The organism is Devosia sp., from assembly GCF_048261455.1.
GTDB lineage: Bacteria > Pseudomonadota > Alphaproteobacteria > Rhizobiales > Devosiaceae > Devosia_A.
The window spans coordinates 14530-39296 of record NZ_JBLXGA010000005.1; the positions used below are offsets into that span (position 1 = coordinate 14530).

General features: G+C 63.6%; 26 protein-coding genes. 20 read left to right on the forward strand and 6 right to left on the reverse strand.

What is annotated here, in order from left to right; translation table 11 throughout:
- Window position 1: 1 nt before the first annotated feature.
- From trpC to ACN0TK_RS07010, 5 genes are all read right to left on the reverse strand, one after another.
- On the reverse strand, window positions 2-799 hold the full coding sequence (gene trpC / locus ACN0TK_RS06990) for an indole-3-glycerol phosphate synthase TrpC (RefSeq protein WP_417308753.1): 798 nt from the start codon (window positions 797-799) through the stop codon (window positions 2-4).
- Window positions 799-1818: an anthranilate phosphoribosyltransferase gene (trpD, locus tag ACN0TK_RS06995; RefSeq protein WP_417308754.1), complete on the reverse strand. Its 1020-nt coding sequence runs from the start codon at window positions 1816-1818 to the stop codon at window positions 799-801. Before trpD ends, trpC begins: the two co-directional genes overlap by 1 nt.
- Window positions 1815-2411, reverse strand: coding sequence for an anthranilate synthase component II (locus ACN0TK_RS07000; protein WP_417308755.1), 597 nt, complete (start codon window positions 2409-2411; stop codon window positions 1815-1817). The genes trpD and ACN0TK_RS07000 overlap by 4 nt, the downstream gene beginning before the upstream one ends.
- Before the next feature lie 104 nt (window positions 2412-2515).
- Entirely contained in the window at window positions 2516-4024 is a 1509-nt protein-coding gene (gene trpE / locus ACN0TK_RS07005) for an anthranilate synthase component I (protein ID WP_417308756.1), read from the reverse strand.
- Window positions 4024-5901, reverse strand: a complete 1878-nt coding sequence (locus ACN0TK_RS07010; RefSeq protein ID WP_417308757.1) for a SurA N-terminal domain-containing protein — start codon at window positions 5899-5901, stop codon at window positions 4024-4026. The genes trpE and ACN0TK_RS07010 overlap by 1 nt, the downstream gene beginning before the upstream one ends.
- Window positions 5902-6044: 143 nt before the next feature.
- Between ACN0TK_RS07010 and tpiA the strand changes: the two genes are divergently transcribed.
- From tpiA to ACN0TK_RS07045, 7 genes are all read left to right on the forward strand, one after another.
- Window positions 6045-6797: a triose-phosphate isomerase gene (gene tpiA / locus ACN0TK_RS07015; RefSeq protein WP_417308758.1), complete on the forward strand. Its 753-nt coding sequence runs from the start codon at window positions 6045-6047 to the stop codon at window positions 6795-6797.
- A 103-nt stretch (window positions 6798-6900) separates the two neighbouring features.
- Window positions 6901-7479 carry a preprotein translocase subunit SecG gene (gene secG, locus ACN0TK_RS07020; protein WP_417308759.1) on the forward strand — a complete coding sequence of 193 codons (579 nt, stop codon included), beginning with the start codon at window positions 6901-6903 and terminating at the stop codon, window positions 7477-7479.
- A 121-nt stretch (window positions 7480-7600) separates the two neighbouring features.
- Window positions 7601-9229: a CTP synthase gene (locus tag ACN0TK_RS07025; protein ID WP_417308760.1), complete on the forward strand. Its 1629-nt coding sequence runs from the start codon at window positions 7601-7603 to the stop codon at window positions 9227-9229.
- Window positions 9229-9756, forward strand: a complete 528-nt coding sequence (locus ACN0TK_RS07030) for a GNAT family N-acetyltransferase (RefSeq protein ID WP_417308761.1) — start codon at window positions 9229-9231, stop codon at window positions 9754-9756. The genes ACN0TK_RS07025 and ACN0TK_RS07030 overlap by 1 nt, the downstream gene beginning before the upstream one ends.
- An 83-nt stretch (window positions 9757-9839) precedes the next feature.
- Window positions 9840-10823 carry an isopenicillin N synthase family dioxygenase gene (locus ACN0TK_RS07035; RefSeq protein WP_417308762.1) on the forward strand — a complete coding sequence of 328 codons (984 nt, stop codon included), beginning with the start codon at window positions 9840-9842 and terminating at the stop codon, window positions 10821-10823.
- Between the two features lie 12 nt (window positions 10824-10835).
- Window positions 10836-11012, forward strand: coding sequence for a DUF4169 family protein (locus ACN0TK_RS07040; protein ID WP_417308763.1), 177 nt, complete (start codon window positions 10836-10838; stop codon window positions 11010-11012).
- A gap of 35 nt (window positions 11013-11047) precedes the next feature.
- Entirely contained in the window at window positions 11048-11527 is a 480-nt protein-coding gene (locus ACN0TK_RS07045; RefSeq protein WP_417308764.1) for a glutathione peroxidase, read from the forward strand.
- 131 nt (window positions 11528-11658) lie between these two features.
- Here ACN0TK_RS07045 and ACN0TK_RS07050 read toward each other — a convergent pair whose 3' ends face one another.
- Window positions 11659-12342: an outer membrane protein gene (locus tag ACN0TK_RS07050; protein WP_417308765.1), complete on the reverse strand. Its 684-nt coding sequence runs from the start codon at window positions 12340-12342 to the stop codon at window positions 11659-11661.
- 631 nt (window positions 12343-12973) lie between these two features.
- On the opposite strand from ACN0TK_RS07050, the gene ACN0TK_RS07055 reads away from it, so the two are divergent.
- The 13 genes from ACN0TK_RS07055 to lpdA all read left to right on the forward strand — a co-directional run bounded on the left by ACN0TK_RS07055 (window position 12974) and on the right by lpdA (window position 24765).
- Window positions 12974-13933 (forward strand): NAD-dependent epimerase/dehydratase family protein, encoded by a 960-nt coding sequence (locus ACN0TK_RS07055; protein WP_417308766.1) that lies wholly within the window; start codon window positions 12974-12976, stop codon window positions 13931-13933.
- A 95-nt stretch (window positions 13934-14028) separates the two neighbouring features.
- The gene (eno, locus tag ACN0TK_RS07060) at window positions 14029-15303 is read left to right on the forward strand and encodes a phosphopyruvate hydratase (protein ID WP_417308767.1); all 1275 of its coding nucleotides are present in this window, start codon (window positions 14029-14031) and stop codon (window positions 15301-15303) included.
- A gap of 63 nt (window positions 15304-15366) precedes the next feature.
- Window positions 15367-16344 carry a GNAT family N-acetyltransferase gene (locus tag ACN0TK_RS07065; protein ID WP_417308768.1) on the forward strand — a complete coding sequence of 326 codons (978 nt, stop codon included), beginning with the start codon at window positions 15367-15369 and terminating at the stop codon, window positions 16342-16344.
- Window positions 16345-16449: 105 nt separating this feature from the next.
- Entirely contained in the window at window positions 16450-16845 is a 396-nt protein-coding gene (locus tag ACN0TK_RS07070; RefSeq protein WP_417308769.1) for an FtsB family cell division protein, read from the forward strand.
- 126 nt (window positions 16846-16971) lie between these two features.
- Window positions 16972-17988: a pyruvate dehydrogenase (acetyl-transferring) E1 component subunit alpha gene (gene pdhA, locus ACN0TK_RS07075; protein WP_417308770.1), complete on the forward strand. Its 1017-nt coding sequence runs from the start codon at window positions 16972-16974 to the stop codon at window positions 17986-17988.
- Window positions 17985-18278: a hypothetical protein gene (locus tag ACN0TK_RS07080; RefSeq protein ID WP_417308771.1), complete on the forward strand. Its 294-nt coding sequence runs from the start codon at window positions 17985-17987 to the stop codon at window positions 18276-18278. Before pdhA ends, ACN0TK_RS07080 begins: the two co-directional genes overlap by 4 nt.
- A gap of 39 nt (window positions 18279-18317) precedes the next feature.
- The gene (locus ACN0TK_RS07085; protein WP_417308772.1) at window positions 18318-18596 is read left to right on the forward strand and encodes a hypothetical protein; all 279 of its coding nucleotides are present in this window, start codon (window positions 18318-18320) and stop codon (window positions 18594-18596) included.
- Between the two features lie 93 nt (window positions 18597-18689).
- The gene (locus ACN0TK_RS07090) at window positions 18690-20093 is read left to right on the forward strand and encodes a pyruvate dehydrogenase complex E1 component subunit beta (RefSeq protein ID WP_417308773.1); all 1404 of its coding nucleotides are present in this window, start codon (window positions 18690-18692) and stop codon (window positions 20091-20093) included.
- Between the two features lie 2 nt (window positions 20094-20095).
- Window positions 20096-20545, forward strand: coding sequence for a nucleoside deaminase (locus ACN0TK_RS07095; protein ID WP_417308774.1), 450 nt, complete (start codon window positions 20096-20098; stop codon window positions 20543-20545).
- A 7-nt stretch (window positions 20546-20552) separates the two neighbouring features.
- Window positions 20553-21989: a pyruvate dehydrogenase complex dihydrolipoamide acetyltransferase gene (locus ACN0TK_RS07100; RefSeq protein ID WP_417308775.1), complete on the forward strand. Its 1437-nt coding sequence runs from the start codon at window positions 20553-20555 to the stop codon at window positions 21987-21989.
- A gap of 93 nt (window positions 21990-22082) precedes the next feature.
- Window positions 22083-22730, forward strand: a complete 648-nt coding sequence (locus tag ACN0TK_RS07105; protein WP_417308776.1) for an SGNH/GDSL hydrolase family protein — start codon at window positions 22083-22085, stop codon at window positions 22728-22730.
- Entirely contained in the window at window positions 22727-23317 is a 591-nt protein-coding gene (locus ACN0TK_RS07110; protein WP_417308777.1) for a GNAT family N-acetyltransferase, read from the forward strand. The genes ACN0TK_RS07105 and ACN0TK_RS07110 overlap by 4 nt, the downstream gene beginning before the upstream one ends.
- A gap of 2 nt (window positions 23318-23319) precedes the next feature.
- A complete protein-coding gene (gene lpdA, locus ACN0TK_RS07115) occupies window positions 23320-24765 on the forward strand; it encodes a dihydrolipoyl dehydrogenase (RefSeq protein WP_417308778.1) in 1446 nt (481 codons plus the stop codon).
- The last annotated feature ends 2 nt before the right edge of the window (window positions 24766-24767 follow it).

The window sequence follows — 24767 nt, forward strand, 5'->3', positions numbered from 1 at the left end:
GTCAGGCGCCCCGCAGAAGCGTCTGCGTCGCCGCAGTCACGTCGTCCTGGCGCATCAGGCTCTCGCCGACGAGGAAGGTGCCGATGCCCACGGTCTCTTCGAGCATGCGCATGTCGTCATGCGTGTTGATGCCGCTTTCGGAGACGAGATGTACGCCCGACGGCACGCCGACGGCGAGGTTCTTCGAGGTGTTCAGCGTCGTTTCGAACGTCCTGAGATTGCGGTTGTTGATGCCGATGAACTCGGCGTTGAGACCCACGGCGCGGTCGAGTTCGATCTGGTCGTGCACTTCGACCAGCGCATCCATGCGCCATTCCTCGGCAGCGTCGAGCAGATAGCGGGCCGTGTCGTCGGTCACCGCGGCGAGGATGATCAGGATGCAGTCGGCGCCATAGGCGCGGCTTTCGGCGACCTGATAGGTCTCGAACAGAAAGTCCTTGCGCAGCACCGGCAGGCGCGTGGCGTTGCGGGCCTCGATCAGATAGCCGGGCGCGCCCTGAAAACTCGGCCGATCGGTCAGCACCGACAGGCAGGCGGCGCCGCCCAGCTCGTAGGCCCGGGCGATGGCTGCCGGATCGAAATCCTCGCGGATCAGTCCCTTCGAGGGGCTCGCCTTTTTCACCTCGGCGATGAGGGCGAAGTCCTTTTCCTCGCGCTTTTTCTTCAGCGCCGAGAGGAAGCGCCGCACCGGCGGGGCGTCATGCGCCTCGGCCACCACTTCGTTCCACGGGCGCAGGGTCTTGGCGGCCGCGATCTCCTCGCGCTTGTAGGTTTCGATCTGCTTGAGAATATCGGTCATCAGTCGCGTCCGTTCGATACCGCCACGAGGCGGGCGAGTGTCTGTTTGGCCTTGCCGCTGTCCACGATCTCGCGCGCCATGGCAATGCCGTCTTCAATAGTGTCCACCTTGTCCGCCACCAGCAGCGCCGCCCCTGCGTTGAGGAGCACCGTGTCCCGGTAGGCGCCGGGGGCGCCGTCGAACAGCGCCATCATCGCCGCCGCATTGTCTTCCGGCGTGCCGCCGAGCAGGTCCTTGGGATCAGTCAGGCTGAGCCCGACCTTGTCGGGATGAAGTTCGAAACTGCGCAGGTCGCCGCCGGCAATCTGGGCGACGAAATTCGGCCCCGAGGTCGACAGCTCGTCCAGCCCTTCGCTCGAATGCACGACCCAGGCCTTGATGGCGCGGTTGGCGAGCAGCGCGGCGGCCACCGGCTCGACCCATTCGGTCGAATAGACGCCCAGCAGATAGCGCCGCACTCCGGCGGGATTGGATTGGGGGCCGAGCAGGTTGAACAGGGTGCGCACGCCCATTTCGGCGCGGGCCGGGCCGACATGGCGCATCGCCGGGTGATGGCTGGGGGCGAACATGAAGCCGATCCCGGCACGCGCAATGGTGTCGCTGATCTCGTCCGGGGTCAGGTCGAGCTTGACGCCCAGGGCTTCCAGCACCTGCGAGGCGCCAGAACGCGAAGAAAGCGCCTTGTTGCCATGCTTGGCCACCGGCACGCCCGCCGCCGCTACCACCAGCGCGGTTGTGGTCGAAATGTTGACGCTGCCCATCCCGTCGCCGCCGGTGCCGACGATGTCGATGGCGTCTTCGGGCGCGGTCACCGGCACCATCTGCTCGCGCAGGATGGAGACGGCCGCGGCGATCTCGCCGACCGTTTCGCCCTTGATCCGCATGCCCATCAGAAAGGCGCCGATCTGGCTCGGGGTGGCGTCGCCCGACATGATGATGCGCATAACGCCGCGCATTTCCTCGCCCGTCAGATCCTTGCTGTCGGCGATCTTGGCCAGTGCCTGCCGGATGTCCATCACGCAGCCCTCTTGCGGTTGAAGTCGGAAGCAATGTTCAGAAAATTCTGCAGCAGCGCATGGCCGTTCTCGGAGGCAATGCTCTCAGGATGAAACTGCACGCCATGGCTGGGGTGTTGCCGATGCTGCATGCCCATGATCAGTCCGTCGTCGGTGGTCGCCGTCACTTCCAGTACGTCCGGCAGGCTCTCGGGTGCGACGGTCAGCGAATGATAGCGCGTCGCCTCGAACCCGGCGTTGAGCCCGCGGAACAGGCCCTTGCCGGTATGGCTGATACGGCTGGTCTTGCCGTGCATGAGTTCTGGCGCGCGGACCACGGTGCCGCCATTCGCCTGTCCCAGCGCCTGATGACCGAGGCAGACGCCTAGGATCGGGATGGTCGGCGCAAAGCGGGTAATCACGTCGAGGCAGATACCGGCTTCGTTCGGCGTACAGGGACCGGGCGACAAAACGATACCCTCGGGCGCCAGCGCGGCGATCTCGTCGAGGGTGATCTTGTCATTGCGATGAACGCTCGGTTCGGCACCGAGCTCGCCCAGGAAATGGACGAGGTTGTAGGTAAAGCTGTCGTAGTTATCGATAATGAGGAGGCGCATGGCTCGGGTTCCTGATGGCACGCTTTGTAAACACCGGAGGAGCCCCGCGAAAGCGGGAATCTCAGGTCAAAGCGCGCTTCGCCATCGGTTGTGCGCCGTGTGTGTCATTGTCCCACCCGGGCCTCGCCGGCGTAGCGGAGGGCTTCCTCGGCGGCGCTGAACAGGGCGCGGGCCTTGTTTTCACATTCGAGCTGTTCGAGTTCGGGCCTGGAATCGGCAACGACACCGGCGCCCGCCTGCACATAGATCTTGCCATCCGAAACGATGGCGGTGCGCAGCACGATACAGGTGTCCATGGTGCCGTCGGCGCCGAAATAGCCGACACAGCCGCCATAGATGCCGCGCCGTGACTTTTCGAGTTCGTCGATGATCTCCATCGCCCGCACTTTGGGCGCGCCGGACACCGTGCCGGCGGGAAAGCCGGCGGACAGCGCATCGACGAAATCCCTGTTCTCGTCGAGATCGCCGATGACATTCGAAACGATGTGCATGACGTGCGAATAATATTCGAGAAAGAAGCGATCGGTCACTTCGACCGACCCGATCTTGGCCACTCGGCCGACATCGTTGCGTCCCAGATCGAGCAGCATCAGATGTTCAGCCAGTTCCTTGGGATCGCTGAGCAGTTCCTCGGCCAGTTCCTTGTCGCGGGTCGGCGTGGCGCCGCGCTTGCGGGTGCCGGCGATGGGGCGGATGGTGACCTTGCCCTTTTCGACCTTCACCAAGATTTCCGGGCTCGAGCCGGCGACGGCGAAGTCGCCGAAATCCAGCATGTACATATAGGGCGAGGGGTTGGTGCGGCGCAGCGCGCGATAGAGCGCAGTCGGCGGCAGATCGAAATCGGCCTCGAAGCGCTGGCTCAGCACAACCTGAAAGATGTCACCGGCACGGATGTAGTCCTTGGCGTCCTCGACCATCTTCCGATAGGCGTCGGGCGATGTGTTGGAGCGCACGGCGATTTTGTCGAGCTTCGGCGGTGCCGCGGTATAGGGCAGGGTACGCCCCAGGCGTGACACGGCATCGTCGATCCGGTCCTGCGCCGCTTCCCAGGCCTGTTTCGCCGTCACGCCCTCGCGCACATAGACGGGTGCGGTCAGATAGAGTTCATCCTTGAGCGTATCGAAGACGGCCAGCACAGACGGGCGCATCAGCACCGATTCCGGAAAGCCCAGCGGGTCCGGGTTGGCGTCCGGCAGGGTCTCCATCAGCCGGACCATGTCATAGCCGAGATAGCCGTAAATGCCTGCCGCGGTGGAGGGCAGGCCGGCCGGCACGTCGGCCTGGCTCTCGGCCACGAGGGCACGCAGTGCTTCCAGCGGTGGTTCATCCAGCGGCTCGAAGGCCTCCGGGTCGGTCCCGGCACGGCGGTTGATGCGTGCCTCGCCCTTTTCGACCCGCATGATGATGTCGGGGGCGAAACCGATCATCGAGAACCGGCCGCGCGTCGCCCCATCCTGCACGCTTTCGAGCAGGAACGTGTTTCTGCGGCCCTCTGCCAGCTTCAGATAGGCGCCGATCGGAGTTTCCAGATCGGCCACGACACGGCGAAAGACGATCTGGGCGCGCCCGGAGTCATAGCCATCCGAAAAACTGGCAAACTCGGCGTCATCCATTATTGCGCCGCCGAGTCGAGGCCAAGCGTGCTGCTCAGCACGGCGTTGTTCAGCGTCACACCCTGGCTGTCCTTGATGCCGGTGATGAGCCCGACATAGAGCGACTCGAGCGTGCCATCGGCAACGAACTGGGTCATCGCGTCGGTTGCGGCGGTGTCGCCCGGGGTCACATCAACCACCTTGAACAGCACCTGATTGCCATTGCTGTTCAGCGCCGAGCCAAAGTGACCGGCGCCGCCACCAAAGATGGCCGACGCGACGGTGCTGTCGATCTCGGTGCCGGGGCTGCCGCCGCGGGTCAGCGGCTGGCTGAGCTGCGGGAACTGGCCGGCGTTGATCGCGACATCATCGAAAGAGGTGCCGGATTCGATCTCGGCGGTCAGCCTGTCCACCTCGGCCGACAGCGCTTCGGATTCGCGCTGCGCAGTCAGCTCGGCGACAAGCTGCTCGCGCACCTCTTCGAGGGTCTGGTCGCGCGCCGGCTCGACCGACTTGAGGTCGAACCAGACGTTGGCATTGGCGCCCAGGGTCACCGTCGGGGCGAGATCGCCCACTTCTGTCGTGAAGACGCGGGACGCGACGCGGCTGCGATCTTCCTCGGGCAGGCCCGGTACCGCGGCCAGCGCTTCGCCATCGGCTGTCATCGTCACTTCGCTGACGTCGAGATCGAAGCGTTCGGCGATCTCGTCCAGCGGCCTGAAGGCGGCCCGCAGCTCCTCGATCTGGTCGAGGATGTCATTATATTCGTTCCGTGCCTGCTTGAGGGCCAGCGACTGGGCGATCTCTTCACTGGCTTCGGCCAGGCTGGTTTCGCCAGCCGGCTCGATCGCCGTCACAGCGATCGCGCGTTTGGCGCCGATGCCGTCGATGATGGTGAAATCACCTTCGTCGGTCGAAAAGGCAGCGTCGGCGAGATCCGAATTGCGGATTTCCGCCTGGGCCAGCGTGCCGAGCGGCTCGGTGGTCAGGCCCGCTTCGGATACCAGCGTATCGAAGCTCTTGCCCTCGGCTTTGCCGGTCTCGAAGGCGGTCACGAGTTCGGGCGTCGCCAGCCCAACCTGCACGATGGTGCGCTTTTCGACGCGCTGGCGGCTGGCGCGGGTGCGCTCGTATTCTTCGGCGATCTCGTCCTCGCCGATGATCATGTTCTCGGCCAGCACCGCGGGGGAGAGGGCGAGCACATCGACGACGCGGGTCTCCTGAGTGCGGAAGCGGCTCTGGTTCTCTTCGAGATAGGCCTGCAGTTCCTCGTCGGTCGGCGCCTCCACCGGCGGCAGGAAGGCGGTGTTGAGCACGAAGTAGTCTACGGTGCGCGTATCGCCGGCATAGCGGCCCAGCAGCGCGGTCGCCGCCGTCGGGGCCGGAGGATCGGCCAGCAGGCCAGCGATCAGTTGCTGGCGCCGTGCCGCATTGGCCTGCAGTTCGAAATACTCCGCCTCGGTGTAACCGCTCTGCTCCAGCACCCGCTCGAAATTGGTCCGATCGAAATTGCCCAATGCGTTGAAAAAGCTGCTATCCTGTCTCAGCAGCTCGGCGAGGCGGGCATCGGATGCACCCAGTCCCATGTCCTTGGCGAGCGAGTTGACGGCCACATCATTGGACAATTGACCGATCACATTGGAGACCAGTCCGCTCGCCACAGCCTCTTCAGTGGTCGGCACCCGACCGATCCGCTGTGCCATTGCGTTGAGCTGGCTGTTATAGGCGCGCTGGAAGTCGCGCACAGAAATTTCTTCGCCACCAACAGATGCAACACTGTTGGTGCCCAGTGTAAATATCACATTGGAAATGCCGAATCCGGCGAGACCGACGATCAACAGGAGTCCCAGGATCTTGCCGATCCAGGTCCGGGCGAGATTGCGCAAGGCATTGAGCATCAGGAGCGTTCCAATGGGTCGAATTCATTCCACCGTATGATGGCGGCGGGATACTAGACAGGGTGAAGTTGGTGCCGCAAGGCACAGAAGACGCGGGGTATGGCAAACGCCTGCGTTAGGCAAGTGGAAGGAGTACCAGTCAGATGGCACAGATTACCCCTCTTATCGCGGGCAATTGGAAGATGAACGGCACCACGGTGCAGCTCGGCGAGGTTGAGCGGCTGGCCGAACTGGTGACCGAAGGCGACGGCCCGCGGTGCACGGTGGTGATCTGCCCGCCGGCGACCATGCTCGAGCGGCTCAACACGATCACGGCATCGGCCGGCATCGTGACGGGCGGCCAGGATTGTCATCCGGCAGCACATGGCCCGCATACCGGCGACATCAGCGCGCAGATGCTGTCCGACTGCGGTGCGCAATACGTCATTGTCGGCCATTCCGAACGCCGGCTCGGTCACGGCGAAACCGACCATCTCGTCCAGCAGAAGGCGCTGGCCGCGTTCGCATCGGGCCTCGTGCCGATCATCTGCGTGGGGGAATCGGAAGACGAACGTGAATCCGGTTCGGCCGAAAAGGTGGTGCTCGGCCAGCTGGCCGAGGCGCTACCGGACAATTGGGGGCCGTTCGGCTTCATCGTCGCCTATGAGCCGGTATGGGCTATCGGCACCGGCAAGACGCCGACCATGCACGACATCGAGGACATGCACGCCACGATCCGCAAATATCTTGTCGAGCATTATGGTGAAAACGGCGAAGGCACCCGAATTCTCTATGGCGGCTCGATGAAGCCGTACAATGCGCGCGACATTCTGCGGCTGAAAAACGTCAATGGCGGGCTCGTCGGGGGCGCAAGCCTCTTGGCAAACGACTTCTATAACATTATCTCGGCGGTCTGAAGCCGGTCGGCCGCTCACACAACGGGCGGCCGAAGCGGCTGGCATTTGTTCTGGCGTGCGTGTAGAAGCCGCCGAAACCCGATATCGAACGCCACAGGTCCTCATGGCCAATATTCTTATCGTCGCCTATCTGCTGATCGTGCTCGCGCTGATTGCAGTCATCCTGATTCAGCGGTCCGAAGGCGGCGGTCTGGGCATGGGCTCGAGCAATTCCAACGGACTCGTGTCCGCCCGTGGCTCGGCCAACCTGCTGACCCGCACCACTGCCATTCTGGCCGCGCTGTTCTTTGCCACGGCAATCGGACTGACCATTCTGGCCGAAATCGATCGCGGGACCAGTTCCATTCTCGACCAGGTCGGAACGGACGGCGAATCGCCGACGACCGTGCTCGACGCCATGGAGCAGCTGCAGCAGCAGTCCACCGACGATCTGCCGGTACCGGCTGCCGCAGAACCCGACGCGCTGCCTGTGCCGGACGAGACTGCGCCTGCCGAAACCGCGCCTCAGACCACTTCCGACGAAGTTTCGGCTGATCCGGGCCTGGCCGTGCCGGAGGCTGCGCCGCCAGCCAGCACCGACATTTCCGACGCTCCAGCGACGACCGAGGCGCCGACGACCACCGACAGCGCCGCGCCGGCCGAGTCGGATACGACAAATCGACCGGCGGCGCCCTCGAACTGAGGCAGCCGCGGTAGAGACCGGGAAGGGGATGGAAACATCCCCTTCTTCTTTTGTGGAGCCGGGTGTGGGCAACGCCATTCCCGCTTCGAATCACGAATATGACCTCATAAGGTGAAGGCCCATGGCTCGGTACGTTTTTATCACCGGTGGCGTGGTTTCCAGCTTGGGCAAGGGACTCGCCTCTGCGGCGCTCGGCGCCGTGCTGCAGGCTCGCGGCTACAAGGTTCGGTTACGCAAGCTGGACCCCTATCTCAACGTCGATCCCGGCACGATGTCGCCGACCCAGCACGGCGAGGTCTTCGTCACCGATGACGGCGCCGAGACCGATCTCGATCTGGGGCACTACGAGCGCTTCACCGGGCGTCACGCCAACAAGCGCGACAACATCACCACCGGGCGCATCTATTCCGACATCATCGCCAAGGAGCGCCGCGGCGATTACCTTGGCGCCACCGTCCAGGTCATTCCGCACGTCACCGACACGATCAAGGATTTCGTGCTCGAGGGGAACGAGGATTTCGACTTCGTCCTCGTCGAGATCGGCGGCACCGTCGGCGACATCGAAGGCCTGCCGTTCTTCGAGGCCATCCGCCAGCTCGGCAATGAACTGCCGCGCGGGCATGCGGTCTATGTCCACCTGACGCTGATGCCGTTCATCCCGAGCGCCGGCGAGCTCAAGACCAAGCCGACACAGCATTCGGTCGCCGAACTGCGCTCGATCGGCATTTCGCCCGATGTGCTGCTGGTGCGTTGTGACCGCCCGGTGCCGGCCGCCGAACGGCGCAAGCTGGCGCTCTTCTGCAACGTGCGTGAAACGGCGGTGATCCAGGGTCTCGATGTCGCCTCGATCTACGACGTGCCGCTGGCCTATCACCACGAAGGTCTCGACCGCGAAGTGCTCTCGGCCTTCGGCATCACCGACGCCCCCGAGCCCGACCTCAGCCAGTGGGAAGAAGTCTCCTCGCGGCTGCACAATCCCGAGGGCGAGGTGAACATCGCCATCGTCGGCAAATATACCGGCCTCAAGGATGCCTATAAGTCGCTCAGCGAAGCGCTGGTGCATGGCGGCATCGCCAACAAGGTCAAGGTCAACATCAACTGGATCGATTCCGAGATCTTCGAGCGCGAGGATCCCGCGCCCTGGCTCGAGCATATCCACGGCATTCTGGTGCCTGGCGGCTTCGGCGAGCGCGGTTCGGCCGGCAAGATCGCCGCGGCGCGCTTCGCCCGGCTCAAGGATGTGCCGTATTTCGGCATCTGCTTCGGCATGCAGATGGCCTGCATCGAGGCGGCGCGGAACACCGCCGGTATCAAGACCGCCAATTCCACCGAGTTCGGCGCGACCAAGGATCCGATCGTCGGTCTGATGACCGAGTGGACCAAGGGCGATGAAAAGGAAACCCGCTCCGCCGAAGGCGACCTCGGGGGCACGATGCGTCTCGGTTCCTACACCGCGCAGCTGACCCGCGGCAGCCGCGTCGCCGATATCTACGGCGCGACGCGGATCTCCGAGCGGCACCGTCACCGCTACGAAGTGAACATGAACTACCGCAAGGTGCTCGAGGCCAATGGCCTGCTGTTCTCCGGCGTCTCGCCCGACGGCAAGCTGCCCGAAATCGTCGAGCGCACCGATCATCCGTGGTTCATCGGCGTTCAGTTTCATCCCGAACTGAAGTCCAAGCCCTTCGAGCCGCACCCGCTGTTCGCCAGCTTCATCGAGGCGGCCACGGTGCAGAGCCGGCTGGTCTGATGGAACTGAGGACGGCGCGGCTGATCCTGCGCCGTGCCCGGCCTGAGGACCTGCAAGACATTCATGCGGTGATGTCCTCGCCGGCGGCCATGCAATACTGGTCGCGCCTGCCGCATGAGTCCCTCGCGGTCACCGAGGAATGGTTTCCGCGCAGCCTCTTGTGCGAGGGCAATCCCGAAGCAGACGAGTGGGTGATCGAATTCGGTGGCCGCGCCGTCGGCTATGTCGGCATCTGGAAGCCGCCGGAGTTCGGCTTCATTCTGCATCCCGATGTCTGGGGGCAGGGGATCGGCTCCGAGGCGGTCACCGCCTATCTCGATCACGCCTTCGATCATTTCGACATTGATGAAATCACCGCCGATGTCGATCCACGCAACGCCGGGTCGCTGCGGCTGCTCGAAAAGCATGGCTTTCGCATTACCGGCACAGAGAAGAACACCTTCAAGCTGGGCGAAGAATGGGCCGACAGCGTCTATCTGAGCCTGCAGCGTTCGGACTGGGTGGCCCGCTCAACCGGTTCGGCCTGAGTGCGACGTCGCCGCGGCACCAGCGCGCTTGACCCGTCTGGCGGCGGGGGATGAAATCGCAGGGTCTGTTGAGGTAAGTTTTCATGACCAGCGCCTTTCCCATCGTCCGCCTGCGCCACTTCGAAACCGGTGACGCCGCCACGCGCCAGCGCATTGCCGCGGAGGTCGACGAGATCTGCCGCACCACCGGGTTTCTGGCCATCGCCGAGCACGGCATTGCGCCGGAGGTGATCGCCGATGCCTGGGACAAGGCGAAGATGTTCTTCGATCAGCCCGCCGAGACCAAGCAGCAGGTGAAGGTGCCATACCCCGGCTATCCCTTCGGCTATATGGGGCCGGGGTCCGAAGCGTTGGCGGCCTCGCGCGGCATGGCGACGCCGCCCGACCTCAAGGAAAGCTTCAACGGCGGCCCGCCCTCGGTTCCGCCGGGCCTCACCGACGCGGACGCACTGGCCTTCTGCTATGCGCCGACTCCATGGCCGGATGCTCCTCAGGGCTTTCGCGAGGCCTGGGCGGCCTATTACGCGGCACTCGAGGATCTCGCTTCGCGGATCATGACGCTGTTCGCTGCGGCGCTCGGGCTGCCCGACGATTTCTTCGCCAACAAGATCGACCATCCGGTCAGCGCCTTGCGGGCCTTGAACTATCCCGAGGTGGACGTGGCACCCGCACCGGGACAACTGCGCGCCGGGGCCCATTCGGACTATGGCAGCCTGACGATCCTTCTGCCGCAACCAGGCTCCGAGGGCCTGCAGATCGAGCAGGCGGATGGCAGCTGGCGCGACGTGCCGCCGATCCCCGGCGCCTTCGTCATAAACATCGGCGACCTGATGGCCCGCTGGACCAATGAGCGCTGGGTGTCGACCGTGCACCGGGTGGTCAATCCGTCGCGCCCCGAGGCCGCGGAGGCGCGGCGGCAGTCCTTTGCCTATTTCCACCAGGCCAACTGGTTCGCCAACATCGAATGCCTCGATGTGTGCCTCGCGCCGGGCGAAACGCCAAAGCACCCGCCGGTGCTGTCGGGCCCGTACCTGATGAGCAAGTTCAAATCCACCGTCGCGGCCTGATCGGAGGGCACCATGGCTGAAATCCTCTCACTGTCGAAAGCCCGCAAGGCGAAAGCCCGAACGGCCAAGGAACAGCAGGCCGAACAGAACCGCGCCAGGTTCGGCCGCACCAAGGCCGAAAAGCTACGCGACGCCGCCGAGCAGGCGCTTGCCACAAAGCTGCTGGACGACGCGAAGCGCGAGGACTAACCCAATTCGTTTAAAGCCATTTCCGGAGACGAGACATGCCGACGCTTTATGACTTTTCCGCCCCCCTCATTGATGGCAGCGCCAAGCCGCTGGCCGACTATCGCGACAAGGTCGTCATGGTGGTGAACGTCGCCAGCAAGTGCGGGCTGACGCCGCAATATGCGGGGCTCGAGCAGCTCTACAAGGACTATGCCGATCGCGGTCTGGTCATCCTCGGTTTCCCCTGCAACCAGTTCGCCCAGCAGGAGCCGGGCGCGGAGTCGGAGATCGCGGCCTTTTGCGACATGAACTACGGGGTCACCTTTCCGTTGTTCTCCAAGGTCACCGTAAATGGCCGCGGCACGCATCCGCTCTATCAGTGGCTGAAAAAGAAGGCCCCGGGCCTGCTCGGTGTCGGCGCCATTCCGTGGAACTTCACGAAGTTTCTCGTCGATCGCAGCGGCACCAAGGTCACGCGGTTTTCGCCGCAGGCCGAACCCGACTCCCTGCGCGAGGCTATCGAAGCGGCGCTCTAGCGGGGCAGGGCGGCGGCTCTTCTTCCGACGAGGGCCGAGACGTCGCCTGCCGCGAACGTGGGCAGTGCTGGTGCGCCATGTGAATGCGCGGGCGCACCGATGCCATTCGCACTTGAGGTCCGCCGACCAGTTCAATTGCCGAGTTTGACGCTCAAGCGGGCCGTGACCGAGAAGACGTCGGGCGTAACCTCGTAAGGAATATCGTACTCGAATGTTGCGGTATCGAACTCCGCATATCGCGCTTCGAGACCCAGCATGATCGCATCGGAAACCGCATATTCTCCGCCCGCGCCGACGGTCCACCCCGTCAGGGTCTGGGGATCTTCAAATCGATCTTCGGTGGCGATCTCTTCAGTGTTCCCGTCGTAGTGAAGAAACGCTGCGCCGGCGGTCACGTATACGAGGGTTCTATCCAACGTCACGCCGGCACGTCCGCGTAGTGATGCCATCCAGTCGGCGCCGGACGTACAGGTATAGTCCGTATTGGAACACAGGCGCGTTTCTTCGAAATCGGTCGCGGCAATGTCGGCTTCAACGCCGAAAACCAGGTGGTCGATCTGCAAATTGTAGCCCGCCTGAACGCCGGCAAGCGCGCCGGAGGCGTCAGGGTGAACGAGAAAGGCTGGAAACGTTAGGTTGGGGTGAAGTTGGCCTCCGCCGAGTTGCACACCGGCGTAGAGGCCATTCCAATCGTAGCCAGGGTCCATTTCAATCTGCGGTGTTCTGTCGGCCGCCATCGTCGACGCCACGGAGAGCGTGGAGACAACGGCAACACAGCATAAAACCGGCAGCATGCGCGACTGCAGAGTTGCCATTTCACTCCTCCTCGAAGCTGGCAGGGCGTTCACCTCGTGAACCATGAGCAGGACAATGATTTTTTATGGTTACGAAGTAATTAAGCGCGATTTACGCGCGCGGTCATGCCAACCGCCTCAGCATGTCTCTTCATGGCGTCCGGATCACAATAAACTGGCGCCACCTGACAGAAATGCGTCGCAAACATCTTGGGCGCCGGTTGCATTCCGCTGGTGTGCGAACTGTGTGTCATGCCACCTGGAAGCAGTCTGCCAGCCACCGTTCATCGGCGTGTCCAAACCGTGGCGACATTGCAGCCATGCCCGGCACGTGTGCCGGTGGCAGATCGGACGCTGAATCATTAACCCGCTGCAAGCCGTTGGAAGGACGAAACAATCCAGCGACTGTCCCCGTCCGGCTAGCTGCCCCTAGACTGGTTGCCGTCGCACACAGGAGGAGCTCGGCGAACCCGCAAAAAGGCCCAAGTGAACGATCCGGGCAATTCCGTTCAGTTCCCTGCGGTCCCGGCGCAGACACCTCTCGGCCGCCGTCGCGCCCGCGGCCCTTCAGGGGTGGAACACATTGGCGGATCGGGCTAATTTGGCGCGCGGGCGGTGCGAAGCATCGCCCTTGTCTTTGGGAGGAGTGATCATGGCAAAAGTGGCAATCATCGGCGGCAGCGGGCATGTCGGCACCTATCTGGTTCCGAAGCTGGTCGAGGCCGGGCACGCCGTGGTCAATGTCACCCGCGGCCAATCGAAGCCCTATCAGGACAATGCCGCCTGGTCGGCGGTCGAAACCGTCACCATCGATCGCGAGGCCGCCGAAGCTGATGGCAGCTTTGGTGCGCAGATCGCGGATCTCGGTGCCGATATCGTCATCGACATGATCTGCTTCACCCCGGCCAGCGCCCGGCATCTGGTCGAGGCGCTCAGGGACAAGGTGCAGCACTTCATCCATTGCGGCACGATCTGGGTCTATGGCCACAACACCGCGGTACCGGCGACCGAAGACCAGCCGCTCAACGGGTTTGGCGACTATGGGCGCCAGAAGGCCGAGATCGAGACCTACCTGCTCAACGAGGCGCGGCGTAACGGCTTCCCGGCGACCGTCTTCCGTCCCGGCCATATCGTCGGACCGGGCTGGGTGCCGCTCAACCCGGCCGGCCATTTCGACCCGGCGGTCTATTCCACCATTGCGCGCGGCGAAGCGCTGACGCTCCCCAATTTCGGGCTCGAGACCATCCACCACGTCCATGCCGACGATCTGGCGCGGCTGGTGATGGCGATCATCGCCAATCATTCGACTGCGGTCGGCGAAGCGTTCAACGCCGTGTCGCCGCAGGCCATCAACCTGCGCGGCTATGCCGAGGCGATGTATCGCTGGTTCGGGCACGAACCCAATCTCAGCTACGCGCCCTATGACACCTGGAAGGCGAGCCAGTCGGCGGAAAACGCCCAGGCGACCTGGGAACACATCGCGCGCAGCCCCTCGCACTCCATGGTCAAGGCGCAGCGCCTGCTCGGCTATGCGCCCCGCTGGTCGTCGCTCGAAGCGGTCAAGGAAGCCGTCACGGCGCTGATTGCCGATGGCCGGGTGAGCCGCGGGTAGGGTGCGGCAGCATAATTTAATCCGCGCGCCCTCTTCACTGTGTCACAACCCTTGTCTAACAAGGGCTCACCCATTCAGCTGATACGAGGCACCACATGTCCACCATCGTCGACATCACCGGACGGCAGATTTTCGATAGCCGCGGCAATCCCACGGTCGAAGTGGATGTGGTGCTCGATGATGGCAGTTTCGGCCGGGCCGCGGTGCCGTCGGGCGCCTCGACCGGTGCGCATGAGGCCGTGGAACTGCGTGACGGCGGCAAGGCCTATATGGGCAAGGGCGTCACCAATGCCGTCGATGCGGTCAACACCGAGATCTTTTCGGAGATCCAGGGCCTCGACGCACTGGACCAGCTGGAAATCGACCGGGCGCTGATCGAGCTGGACGGCACGCCGAACAAGTCGCGTCTTGGCGCCAATGCCATTCTCGGCGTGTCGCTGGCCGTCGCCAAGGCCGCCGCCGAATCCTCGTCGCTGCCACTGTTCCGCTATCTGGGCGGGCCGAACGCCCATGTGCTGCCGGTGCCGATGATGAACATCATCAATGGCGGCATGCATGCCGACAATCCGATCGACATGCAGGAGTTCATGATCCTGCCGGTCGGCGCCGAATCCATTGCCCATGCGGTGCAGATGGGCTCGGAAATCTTCCACACGCTGAAAAAGGCCCTGGCTGCCGACGGTCACAACACCAATGTGGGTGACGAGGGTGGCTTTGCGCCGAACCTGCAGTCCGCTGAAGCGGCGCTGGAGTATATCGTCGGTTCCATCCAGAAAGCCGGCTACGAGCCGGGCAAGGATGTCTATCTGGGCCTCGATTGCGCCGCGACCGAGTATTTCAAGTCCGGCAAATACGAGATGGAAGGCGAGGGCAAGTCGCTGTCTTCCGAAGATAACGCGCGCTTCATTGCCGATCTGGTCGGCAAATTCCCGATCATCACCGTCGAGGACGGCATGGGCGAGGACGACTGGGAGGGCTGGAAGGCCCTGACCGAGATGATTGGCGACAAGGTGCAGCTGGTGGGTGACGACCTGTTCGTCACCAATACCGAGCGGCTGAAGTCCGGCATCAAGATGGGCGTTGCCAACTCGATCCTCGTCAAGGTCAACCAGATCGGCTCGCTGTCCGAGACCCTCGACGCCGTCGAGACCGCGCATCGCGCCGGCTACACCTCGGTGATGTCGCACCGTTCGGGCGAGACCGAGGATTCGACCATCGCCGACCTCGCCGTGGCGCTCAACTGCGGGCAGATCAAGACGGGTTCGCTCAGCCGCTCGGACCGGCTGGCCAAGTACAACCAGCTGATCCGCATCGAGGAGTTGCTGGGCGCCGCGGGGCATTACGCCGGCACGGACATCCTCAAGGACTAAGGCCTACGCCTGACCAATCCATCGGGGGCGGCCAGAGCTGCCCCCATGCATGGGGAGGGTCATATGCTGACCATCCGCTCCTATGAAGACACAGATCGCGATGCGACGATCGAGATCTTCCTCGGCGCCATCCGCCAGACGGCCGCGCGCGACTACACTCCCGCCCAAATCACTGCCTGGGCGCAAGTCGCAGATCCTGACGCCTGGCATGAGACCCGTTTGTCGCGACCGACCTGGATCGCCGAGCTGGACGGCCGTCCAGTAGGCTTTACCGATCTCGGTCCCGACGGCCTCATCGACATGCTGTTCGTCGCCCCCGATGCTGCCGGCCGCGGCGTGGCGGCGCGCCTGTTGCAGCAGGTCAACGCCACGGCGCTCGCCGCCGGCATGGCGCGTTTGTGGACCCAGGCCAGTCTGACTGCCGAGGGTTTCTTCGCCCGCCACGGTTTTGGCGTCGTCCGCCGCCAGATTGTCGAAAGGCGCGGCCAGCGCCTGCGCAACGCCCTTATGGACAAGGCACTGCCCACTCAGACCGCCGCTGAGCTCTCGTCCGTGACCCTGCAGGCGGCGGAACAGGCCGATGTGGCCGCCCTGTCTGCATTTTCAGTCGCGACCTATGTCGCGGCATTCGGGGCCGGTTTCACACCCGCGGACCTTGCCAGCCATCTGGCGCGCAATCTCTCCATGACGCGCTGGCGCGATTATCTCGCATCTGACTCCGTCCTCATGGCGATCGCCAACCAGGCCCCCGTCGGTTTCGTGCAGTTCGGTCCGGGCGAGACGCCGGACGCCTGGGGCTTGCACCGGCTCTATGTCGCTGCGCACCAGCAGGGGCGGGGCGTGGGCTCCATGCTGCTGGACACTGCCCTGAAGCGGATCGACCACGCTGGCGCTCGAACTGTGACACTCACTGTATGGGGCCAGAATGCCGGCGCCATCCGGCTTTACGAGCGTGCCGGGTTTGTCCCTGTCGACCGTGTGCCCTTTACGACCGAGTCGGGCGCCGTGCTCGGGCACGACCTCGTCATGCGGCGGGGTTAGTGCCCGACTTATCCCCGTCCCCTCGCGCTGTGGCATCCTGACATGAAACCGGCTGTTAACGGCCGGTGAACTATCGTCAGCCGGTTCGTTGCAAGGTTTTACTGGATGTCCACTCGCCTCAAACGCCCTGCATTCTGGCGCCATGTCGCCGTCGCCTTGGGGCTCGTCGCCTTTCAGGGCTATCTGGGTTTCAGCTATTTTTCCGGGCAGTTCGGCATCGAAAGCCAGGATATGCTGGAGGCGCAGATCGACGAGCTGAATGCCAGTTCAAATGCGCTGCAGGCCGAAATCGATTCCTATGTCCACCGCATCGCGCTGTTCCAGACGACGCGACTGGATCCGGACCTGGTGTCGGAGCGCGCCCGCGCCTTGCTCTCCATGTCCGAGCCGGACGATATCGTTGTTCTGGTCGATCCAGTGACCGGTAAACCGCTTTCCAGTTCACCATACGCATTAACCGAAGTCAAGTTAAGCTCAATTATCGCAGCGGAAACAGACTGATAGATCTGGTTCTTGTTCTCAAACGCCAGATTGGCGTTGGCGAGACTCTTGCGCTATGATGCCGAAACAGCGGAGCCGTACGCGGCCCGTATCTGACGTGGCATCTTACCTGCGGAGCACTCGCTTATGGCGCGTAAAGCGGGGGCCAAATCGGCCCAGTCCAACGTCCCCGAACTGACCAAGGAACAGGAACTCGCCGCCTTTCGCGACATGCTGCTCATCCGCCGCTTTGAAGAAAAAGCCGGCCAGATGTACGGCATGGGGCTGATCGGCGGTTTCTGTCACCTGTATATCGGTCAGGAAGCGGTGGTTACCGGGGTCACCATGGCCTCGAAAAAGGGCGAAGACGCCCAGATCACCGGTTATCGGGATCACGGCCACATGCTGGTCATGGGGCTCGACCCCAAGGGCGTCATGGCGGAGCTCACCGGGCGTGAGGGCGGCTTGTCGAAAGGCAAGGGCGGCTCCATGCACATGTTCTCCAACGAGCATCGCTTCTACGGCGGCAACGGCATCGTCGGCGCCCAGGTGTCGCTCGGCACCGGGCTGGCCTTCGCGGCCAAGTACCGCGAAGACGACACTGTTTCGATCAGCTATTTCGGCGACGGGGCGGCCAACCAGGGCCAGGTCTACGAGAGCTTCAATATGGCGAAGCTGTGGAACCTGCCCGTGGTCTACATCGTCGAGAACAACCGCTACGGCATGGGCACCTCGGTCGAGCGCGCCTCGGGTCAGCCGGACTTTTCCAAGCGCGGCATCTCCTTCGGTATCGAGGGCGAGCAGGTCGACGGCATGGACATCCGGTTGGTGCATGACGCCGCCCAGCGCGCCATCGAGCACGCCCGTTCCGGCAAGGGCCCGTATATTCTCGAAATGCTGACCTATCGCTATCGCGGCCACTCGATGTCCGATCCGGCGAAATATCGCAGCCGTGACGAAGTCTCGAGCATGCGCGCCGAACGCGATCCGATCGAGCAGGTGCGTAAGCGCATCCTTGAGAACAAGTACGAGACGGAAGAAGGCCTCAAGGAAATCGAGACCGAGATCCGCGCCATCGTCACCGAAGCAGCCGATTTCGCCACCAGCGATGCCGAGCCGCCGGCGTCGGAGCTGTGGACCGACATCTACGCTGAAGCCGAATGAGCGTCGCCCTGCTGGTCATTGCAGGTCTGGTCTGGCTGGTTGCGGCCTATGCGTTCGTGCGCATTCTCACCAGCTGGTACCGGGTGTTTGCGGCGGCGCCTGCGGGGCAAGGCTTTGAGACCGTGTGGAACTTTGCGCGGTTCAACTTCCCGGTCGCCGAAAAGCGCATCGGCGCCGCGGCGCTCCGGCTGGTCGGCATCTATCGTCAGTCGATCGCGATTTTTGCCGCCTGTATCGGCACACTGGTCGCGGTGACGGTGGTCAATATCGTGATCGGGAAAGCGGCCTGATGCGCATCAGTGCACAAAAGATCTCGAAAGTGACGCCGGATGGGCAGCGGTGGAATCGACTGGGGCCTGTGGCTGCTGGCAGCCGGGGTCACCGCGCTGATGGTGGCGTTCTTCGTCTTCGTCGGCACCACAGCCTTCACGCGGCTGCGCCGGCTTATCGGGTTGATCGACGCCTGGCCGCAGATACGGCGGGCACGCGTCGCGGCGGAGGCACGGGCAGGGGGACGGCATCCGTTCTGGCTGCGTGCGGCGCGGGGTCTGGTGCTCATCGCTCTGGCCGGCGTGCTGACCATCATCATCTGGCGGCGCTTCATCTGACGCGCCGCATATCGGTTTCCGGGGCGCCGCGCGCGCTACGGGTAGAATTATTGGGAACGCGCATCGCGGCGAAGCCTGAAGGAAGTGCCATCAATGCCAACTGACATTCTCATGCCTGCGCTCTCGCCGACCATGGAAGAGGGCAAGCTCGCCAAGTGGCTCGTCAAGGAAGGCGACAAGGTCAGCTCGGGTGACGTGCTCGCCGAGATCGAGACCGACAAGGCGACGATGGAAGTCGAAGCCGTGGACGAAGGAACCGTCGGCAAGATCCTCGTCGAAGAGGGCACCGAAGGCGTGAAGGTCAATGCGCCGATCGCCGTGCTGATCGGCGAGGGCGAAAGCGCCGACGACGTCAAATCCGAGAGCAAGCCGGCCGAGACTGCGCCGGAGCCGGCCGAGGCGCCTGTCGTTTCCGCCGAAAAGGCTGCTGACGACGCACCGGCCGATCAGGCTTCGCCTGCGGCACCGAAGTTCGAGCCCGAGGCCGATCCCGATCTGCCCGATGGCGTCGAGATGGTCGAGATGACCGTCCGCCAGGCGCTGAACGAGGCGATGGCCGAGGAAATGCGCAAGGACGGCGACGTTTTCATCATGGGCGAGGAAGTCGCCGAATATCAGGGCGCCTACAAGATCACCCAGGGCCTGCTCGACGAGTTCGGGCCCAAGCGGGTGGTCGACACCCCGATCACCGAGCATGGCTTTGCCGGCGTCGGCGTCGGTGCCGCCTTCGCAGGCCTGCGCCCGATCGTCGAATTCATGACCTGGAACTTCGCCATGCAGGCGATCGACCAGATCATCAACTCCGCCGCCAAGCAGCTCTACATGTCGGGCGGCCAGGTGACGGCGCCGATCGTCTTCCGTGGCCCGAACGGTGCCGCGGCGCGCGTCGGCGCCCAGCACAGCCAGGACTATTCGGCCTGGTACAGTCATGTCCCGGGCCTTTATGTCATCGCGCCCTATAGCGCTGCCGACGCCAAGGGCCTGCTCAAGGCCGCCATCCGGTCGAATACGCCGGTGATCTTTCTCGAAAACGAAATCCTCTACGGCGCCAGCGGGCTCGTTCCCAAGGTCGACGACTATGTGCTGCCGATCGGCAAGGCGCGCATCGCCCGCCAGGGCAAGGATGTCACCATCGTCTCGTTCTCGATGGGCATGCGCTACGCCACCCAGGCGACCGAAAAGCTGGTGGAGCAGGGCGTCGATGTCGAGCTGATCGATCTCAGGACCCTGCGGCCCATGGATACGGCGACGATCATCGAGTCGGTCAAAAAGACCGGCCGCCTCGTCACCGTCGAGGAAGGCTGGCCGCAGAGCGGTGTCGGTGCGGAAATCTGCGCCACCGTCATGGCCGAGGCTTTCGACTATCTCGACGCACCGCCGACCCGGGTCACCGGCAAGGACGTGCCGATGCCCTATGCGGCCAACCTCGAAAAGCTGGCGCTGCCGAATGTCGATGAAGTCATCGCCGCAGTGAACGCCGTCACGTATCGGGGTTGAGGATGTCGGTCTCAGCTGACGACCAGAAATTCCTCGATGCCGCCTATGAGGAGGCCCAGAAGGGCCTGACCGAAGGCGGCATCCCGATCGGCTCGGTGCTGGTGCGCGACGGCGAGATCATCGGGCGCGGGCATAACCAGCGCGTGCAGCAGGGCGATGCCATCCTGCACGGCGAAATGGACGCGATCCGCAATGCGGGTCGGCAAAAGACCTATAAGGACGTGACCTGCTACACCACGCTGAGCCCCTGCATGATGTGCACCGGCACCATCATCCAGTTCGGCATTTCCCGTGTGGTCGTGGCAGAATCGAAGAATTTCAAGGGTTTTCAGGACGTGCTGTCACTCGCAGGCGTCGACGTGATGGACTATCACGACGAACGCTGCGAGCACATGATGGCCAAGTTCATAAAAGACCATCCCGAAGTGTGGAACGAAGATATCGGCGAGTGAGGCAGTCATGAGCATCAACATCACCATGCCCGCACTTTCTCCGACCATGGAGGAAGGCAAACTCGCCAAATGGCACGTCAAGGAGGGTGACACCGTCTCCTCCGGCGATGTCATTGCCGAGATCGAGACCGACAAGGCGACGATGGAAGTCGAAGCCGTCGACGAGGGCACCATCGGCAAGATCGTCGTCGCCGAGGGCAGCGACAATGTGAAGGTCAACGCCGTCATCGCGGTGCTGCTCGCCGAGGGCGAAAGCGCCGACGACATCGGCGACGTTGCAGCCGACGCGCCGAAGTCCGAGGACAAGACCGAAGACAAGGCCGACGCCAAGCCGGATCCGGCTCAGAAGGGCAGTGACGAGCCCGAGCGCGAAAAGGCCGCCGAACACAAGCCGGCCGATGCCGGCGCGCTGCCGCGCGAGAATACAAAGACGCAGGCCGCAGAGGGCGATGACGCTGCCAAGGAGGCCAAGTCGGCCGCCAATGGCAGTGATAGCGGCCGGGTCTTCGCCTCGCCTCTGGCCCGGCGCCTCGCCAAGGACGCGGGCATCGAGATTTCCGCCATCAACGGCACCGGCCCGAAAGGCCGGGTGGTCAAGTCCGACGTTGAAGCGGTCAAGTCCGGCAAGACGCAGCTCAAGCAGGGTGCGGCTTCGTCGTCGAAGGCACCTGCCAGCGGGGGCGGTGCGGCGATGCCAGGCGGGCTCACCAAGGATCAGGTGCTGGCCCAGTTCGAGGAGGGTACCTACGAGCTCGTTCCGAACGACGGCATGCGCAAGGTCGTCGCGGCGCGACTCACCGAGTCCAAGCAGACAGTTCCGCACTTCTACCTCACGCTCGATTGCAACATCGATGCGCTGATGGAAGCCCGGGCGCAGATCAATGCCGCTGCGCCGAAGTCCAAGGACGGCAAGCCCGAGTACAAGCTCAGCGTCAACGACTTCATCATGAAGGCCTGGGCGGCGGCGCTGATGCAGGTGCCGATGGCCAATGCGACATGGGCCGGGGATTCGATCCTCTACCACAAGCACGCCGACGTGGCGGTTGCGGTGTCGGTGCCCGGCGGGCTGTTCACCCCGGTGGTCAAGTCCTGCGATACCAAGTCGCTGCGCCAGATTTCCGACGAAGTGAAAGACCTTGCCGGTCGCGCCCGCTCCAAAAAGCTCGCGCCGCATGAATACCAGGGCGGGGCCTCGTCGGTCTCGAACCTCGGCATGTTCGGCATCAAGAACTTCTCGGCCGTCATCAACCCGCCGCATGGCACCATCCTCGCGGTCGGCGCCGGCGAAGAGCGGGTCTATGTCGACAAGGGCGAGATCAAGACTGGTCAGTTCATGTCGGTGACGCTTAGCTGCGATCACCGCGCCGTCGATGGTGCCCTCGGCGCCGAACTGCTGGCCAAGTTCAAATCTCTGATCGAAACGCCGATGATGATGATGGTCTGATCGACCAGCATCTGGCGGTCGCCGCGCAGCGGCGGCCGCATGCTCTGACCCGACTTGAGCCGGCACGTGATGCGCGACGGAGGGGAAGTATCGATGAAAACCATTCTCGCTTTTGGCGACAGCCTGACCTTCGGGGCGAATCCGATCCCCGGTGGGCCGCGGCATGCCTATGAGAACCGCTGGCCGACGGCGCTCGAAAAGGCGCTGGAGGGCAAGGTCCGGGTCATCGCCGAAGGGCTCGGCGGGCGCACGACAATCCATGACGACTGGGGGACCGGCGCCGACCGTAATGGCGCGCGCGTGCTGCCGACGCTGCTCGAAAGCCATGCGCCGCTCGACATGGTCATCATCATGCTCGGCACCAATGATCTGAAGCCGTTCCTCGGCCGGACGGCTCAGGAAGCCGCCAACGGGGTGCGCCGGCTGGTGCAGATCGTGCGCGGACATTTCATCCGGCCGGGCGACCTCGTGCCCGACATCATCATGGTCTCGCCGCCGCATATCATCTTTTCGGATCACCCGGAGATGCTGCCGCATTTCGGCGGACGTGCGGTGATCGCGGAAAGCGAAGAGATGGCCCGCTGGTACAAGCTGCGCGCCGACGAATATGGCTGCGGCTTTTTCGACGCGGCGACCGTCGCCAAGGCGGACCCGGCCGATGGCGTCCACCTCAACCCCGAAAACACCCGCAAGATCGGCGAGGGCCTTGCGCCGCTGGTTCGCGAAAGGCTCGGCCTGTGACCGACGCCGTCGCCATCCGTCCGGCGCGCAGGTCCGACGCCGCCGACATGGCCCTGCTGGTCAATATCGCCGGCCATGGGCTGCCGTCCTATGTGTGGTCGCAGTCGGAAATGATGGCAGAGGTGGATAGCGCCTTCGAAGTCGGGCGGATGCGCGCGATGCGCGACGACGGCTCGTTTTCCTGGCGCAACGCGCTGCTCGCCGCCACCGATGACGAGGTGGCCGGCATGCTGGTCGGTTATCGCCAGCCCGACGAGATCGCCCCCGAAGACACCAGCGACATGAACCCCGTCTTCAGGCCATTGGTCGAACTCGAGGCCGAGGCGCCGGGCACCTGGTACCTCAACATTCTGGCGGTGTTCTCAAGCTGGCGCGGCAAGGGCGTCGGCGGGATGCTGATCAAGGCAGCTGGAGAGCGCGCCACAGACGAAAAGGCGAAGGGCCTCAGCCTGATCGCCGCAGATGACAATACGAGCGCCTTACGCTTTTACGAGCGCCAGGGGTTCCAGCGCCGCGCCGAAAGGCCGGTGGTTCCGTATCCCGGTGGTCCGCAGTCGGGCCATTGGCTGCTGATGGTGAAGGAATAGACATGGCTGACACTTACGATCTCATCGTCATCGGTGGCGGGCCGGGCGGCTATATCGCGGCCATTCGCGCAGCGCAGCTCGGGCTGAAGACCGCCGTGGTCGAGCGCGAACACATGGCCGGCATCTGCTCCAACTGGGGCTGCATTCCCACCAAGGCACTGCTGCGCTCGGCCGAGGTCTATGGGCATATGGCCCATGCCAAGGATTATGGCCTGTCCGCCGGGGACTTCGGCTTCGACATTCCTGCCATCGTCGATCGCTCGCGCAAGATCGCCGGGCAGATGAACAATGGCGTCCAGTTCCTGATGAAAAAGAACAAGGTCGACATCATCTGGGGCGAGGCGGAACTCACCGCCGCCGATACGATCTCGGTCAGCAAGATGAAGAAGAAGCCGGTCGAGCCGCAGTGGCCCGCGCCGAAGAACGTGCTGCCCGAAGGCACCTACAAGGCCAAGAACATCATCATCGCCACTGGCGCGCGCCCGCGCGTGCTGCCCGGCATCGAGCCCGATGGCGAAAAGATCTGGACCTATTTCGAGGCGATGAAGCCCGAAAAGCTGCCCAAGTCGCTGGTCATCATGGGCTCGGGCGCCATCGGCATGGAGTTCGCCTCCTTCTACCGCTCGCTCGGCGCCGAAGTGACCGTCGTCGAACTGCTGCCCACCATCCTGCCGGTCGAGGATGCCGAGATCGCTGCGCATGTGAAAAAGCGCTTTGAGAAGCGCGGCATCAAGATCATCACCGACGCCAAGGTGGCCAAGGTCGAAAAGACCAAGGACGGCATCGTCGCCCATATTGAACCCAAGAAGGGCGACGCGCAGAAGCTTTCGGCCGACGCGCTGATCTCCGCCGTCGGCGTCCAGTGCAACACCGAGAACCTCGGGCTCGAGAAGGTCGGCGTGAAGGTCGATCGCGGTGCGATCGTCATCGATCCCTACGGCCGCACCAATGTGAAGGGCGTGTGGGCCATCGGCGACGTCGCCGGCCCGCCGATGCTGGCGCACAAGGCCGAACACGAGGCGGTCATCACCGTCGAGGCCATTGCCGGTATCAATAATGCCGCGCATCCGCTCGACAAGACCAAGGTGCCCGGCTGCACCTATTGCGAGCCGCAGATCGCCAGCGTCGGCATGACCGAGGCCAAGGCCAAGGAAGCGGGCCGTGACATCAAGGTTGGCCGCTTCCCCTTCGTCGGCAACGGCAAGGCCATTGCGCTGGGCGAGTCAGAGGGCATGGTGAAAACCATCTTCGATGCCAAGACCGGCGAACTGCTTGGGGCCCATATGGTCGGCGCCGAGGTCACCGAACTGATCCAGGGCTTCGTCGTCGCTATGGGCCTCGAAACCACCGAAGAAGAACTGATCCACACCATCTTCCCGCACCCCACACTCTCCGAGACGATGAAGGAAAGTGTGCTCGATGCCTATGGCCGGGCGCTGAACATCTAGTC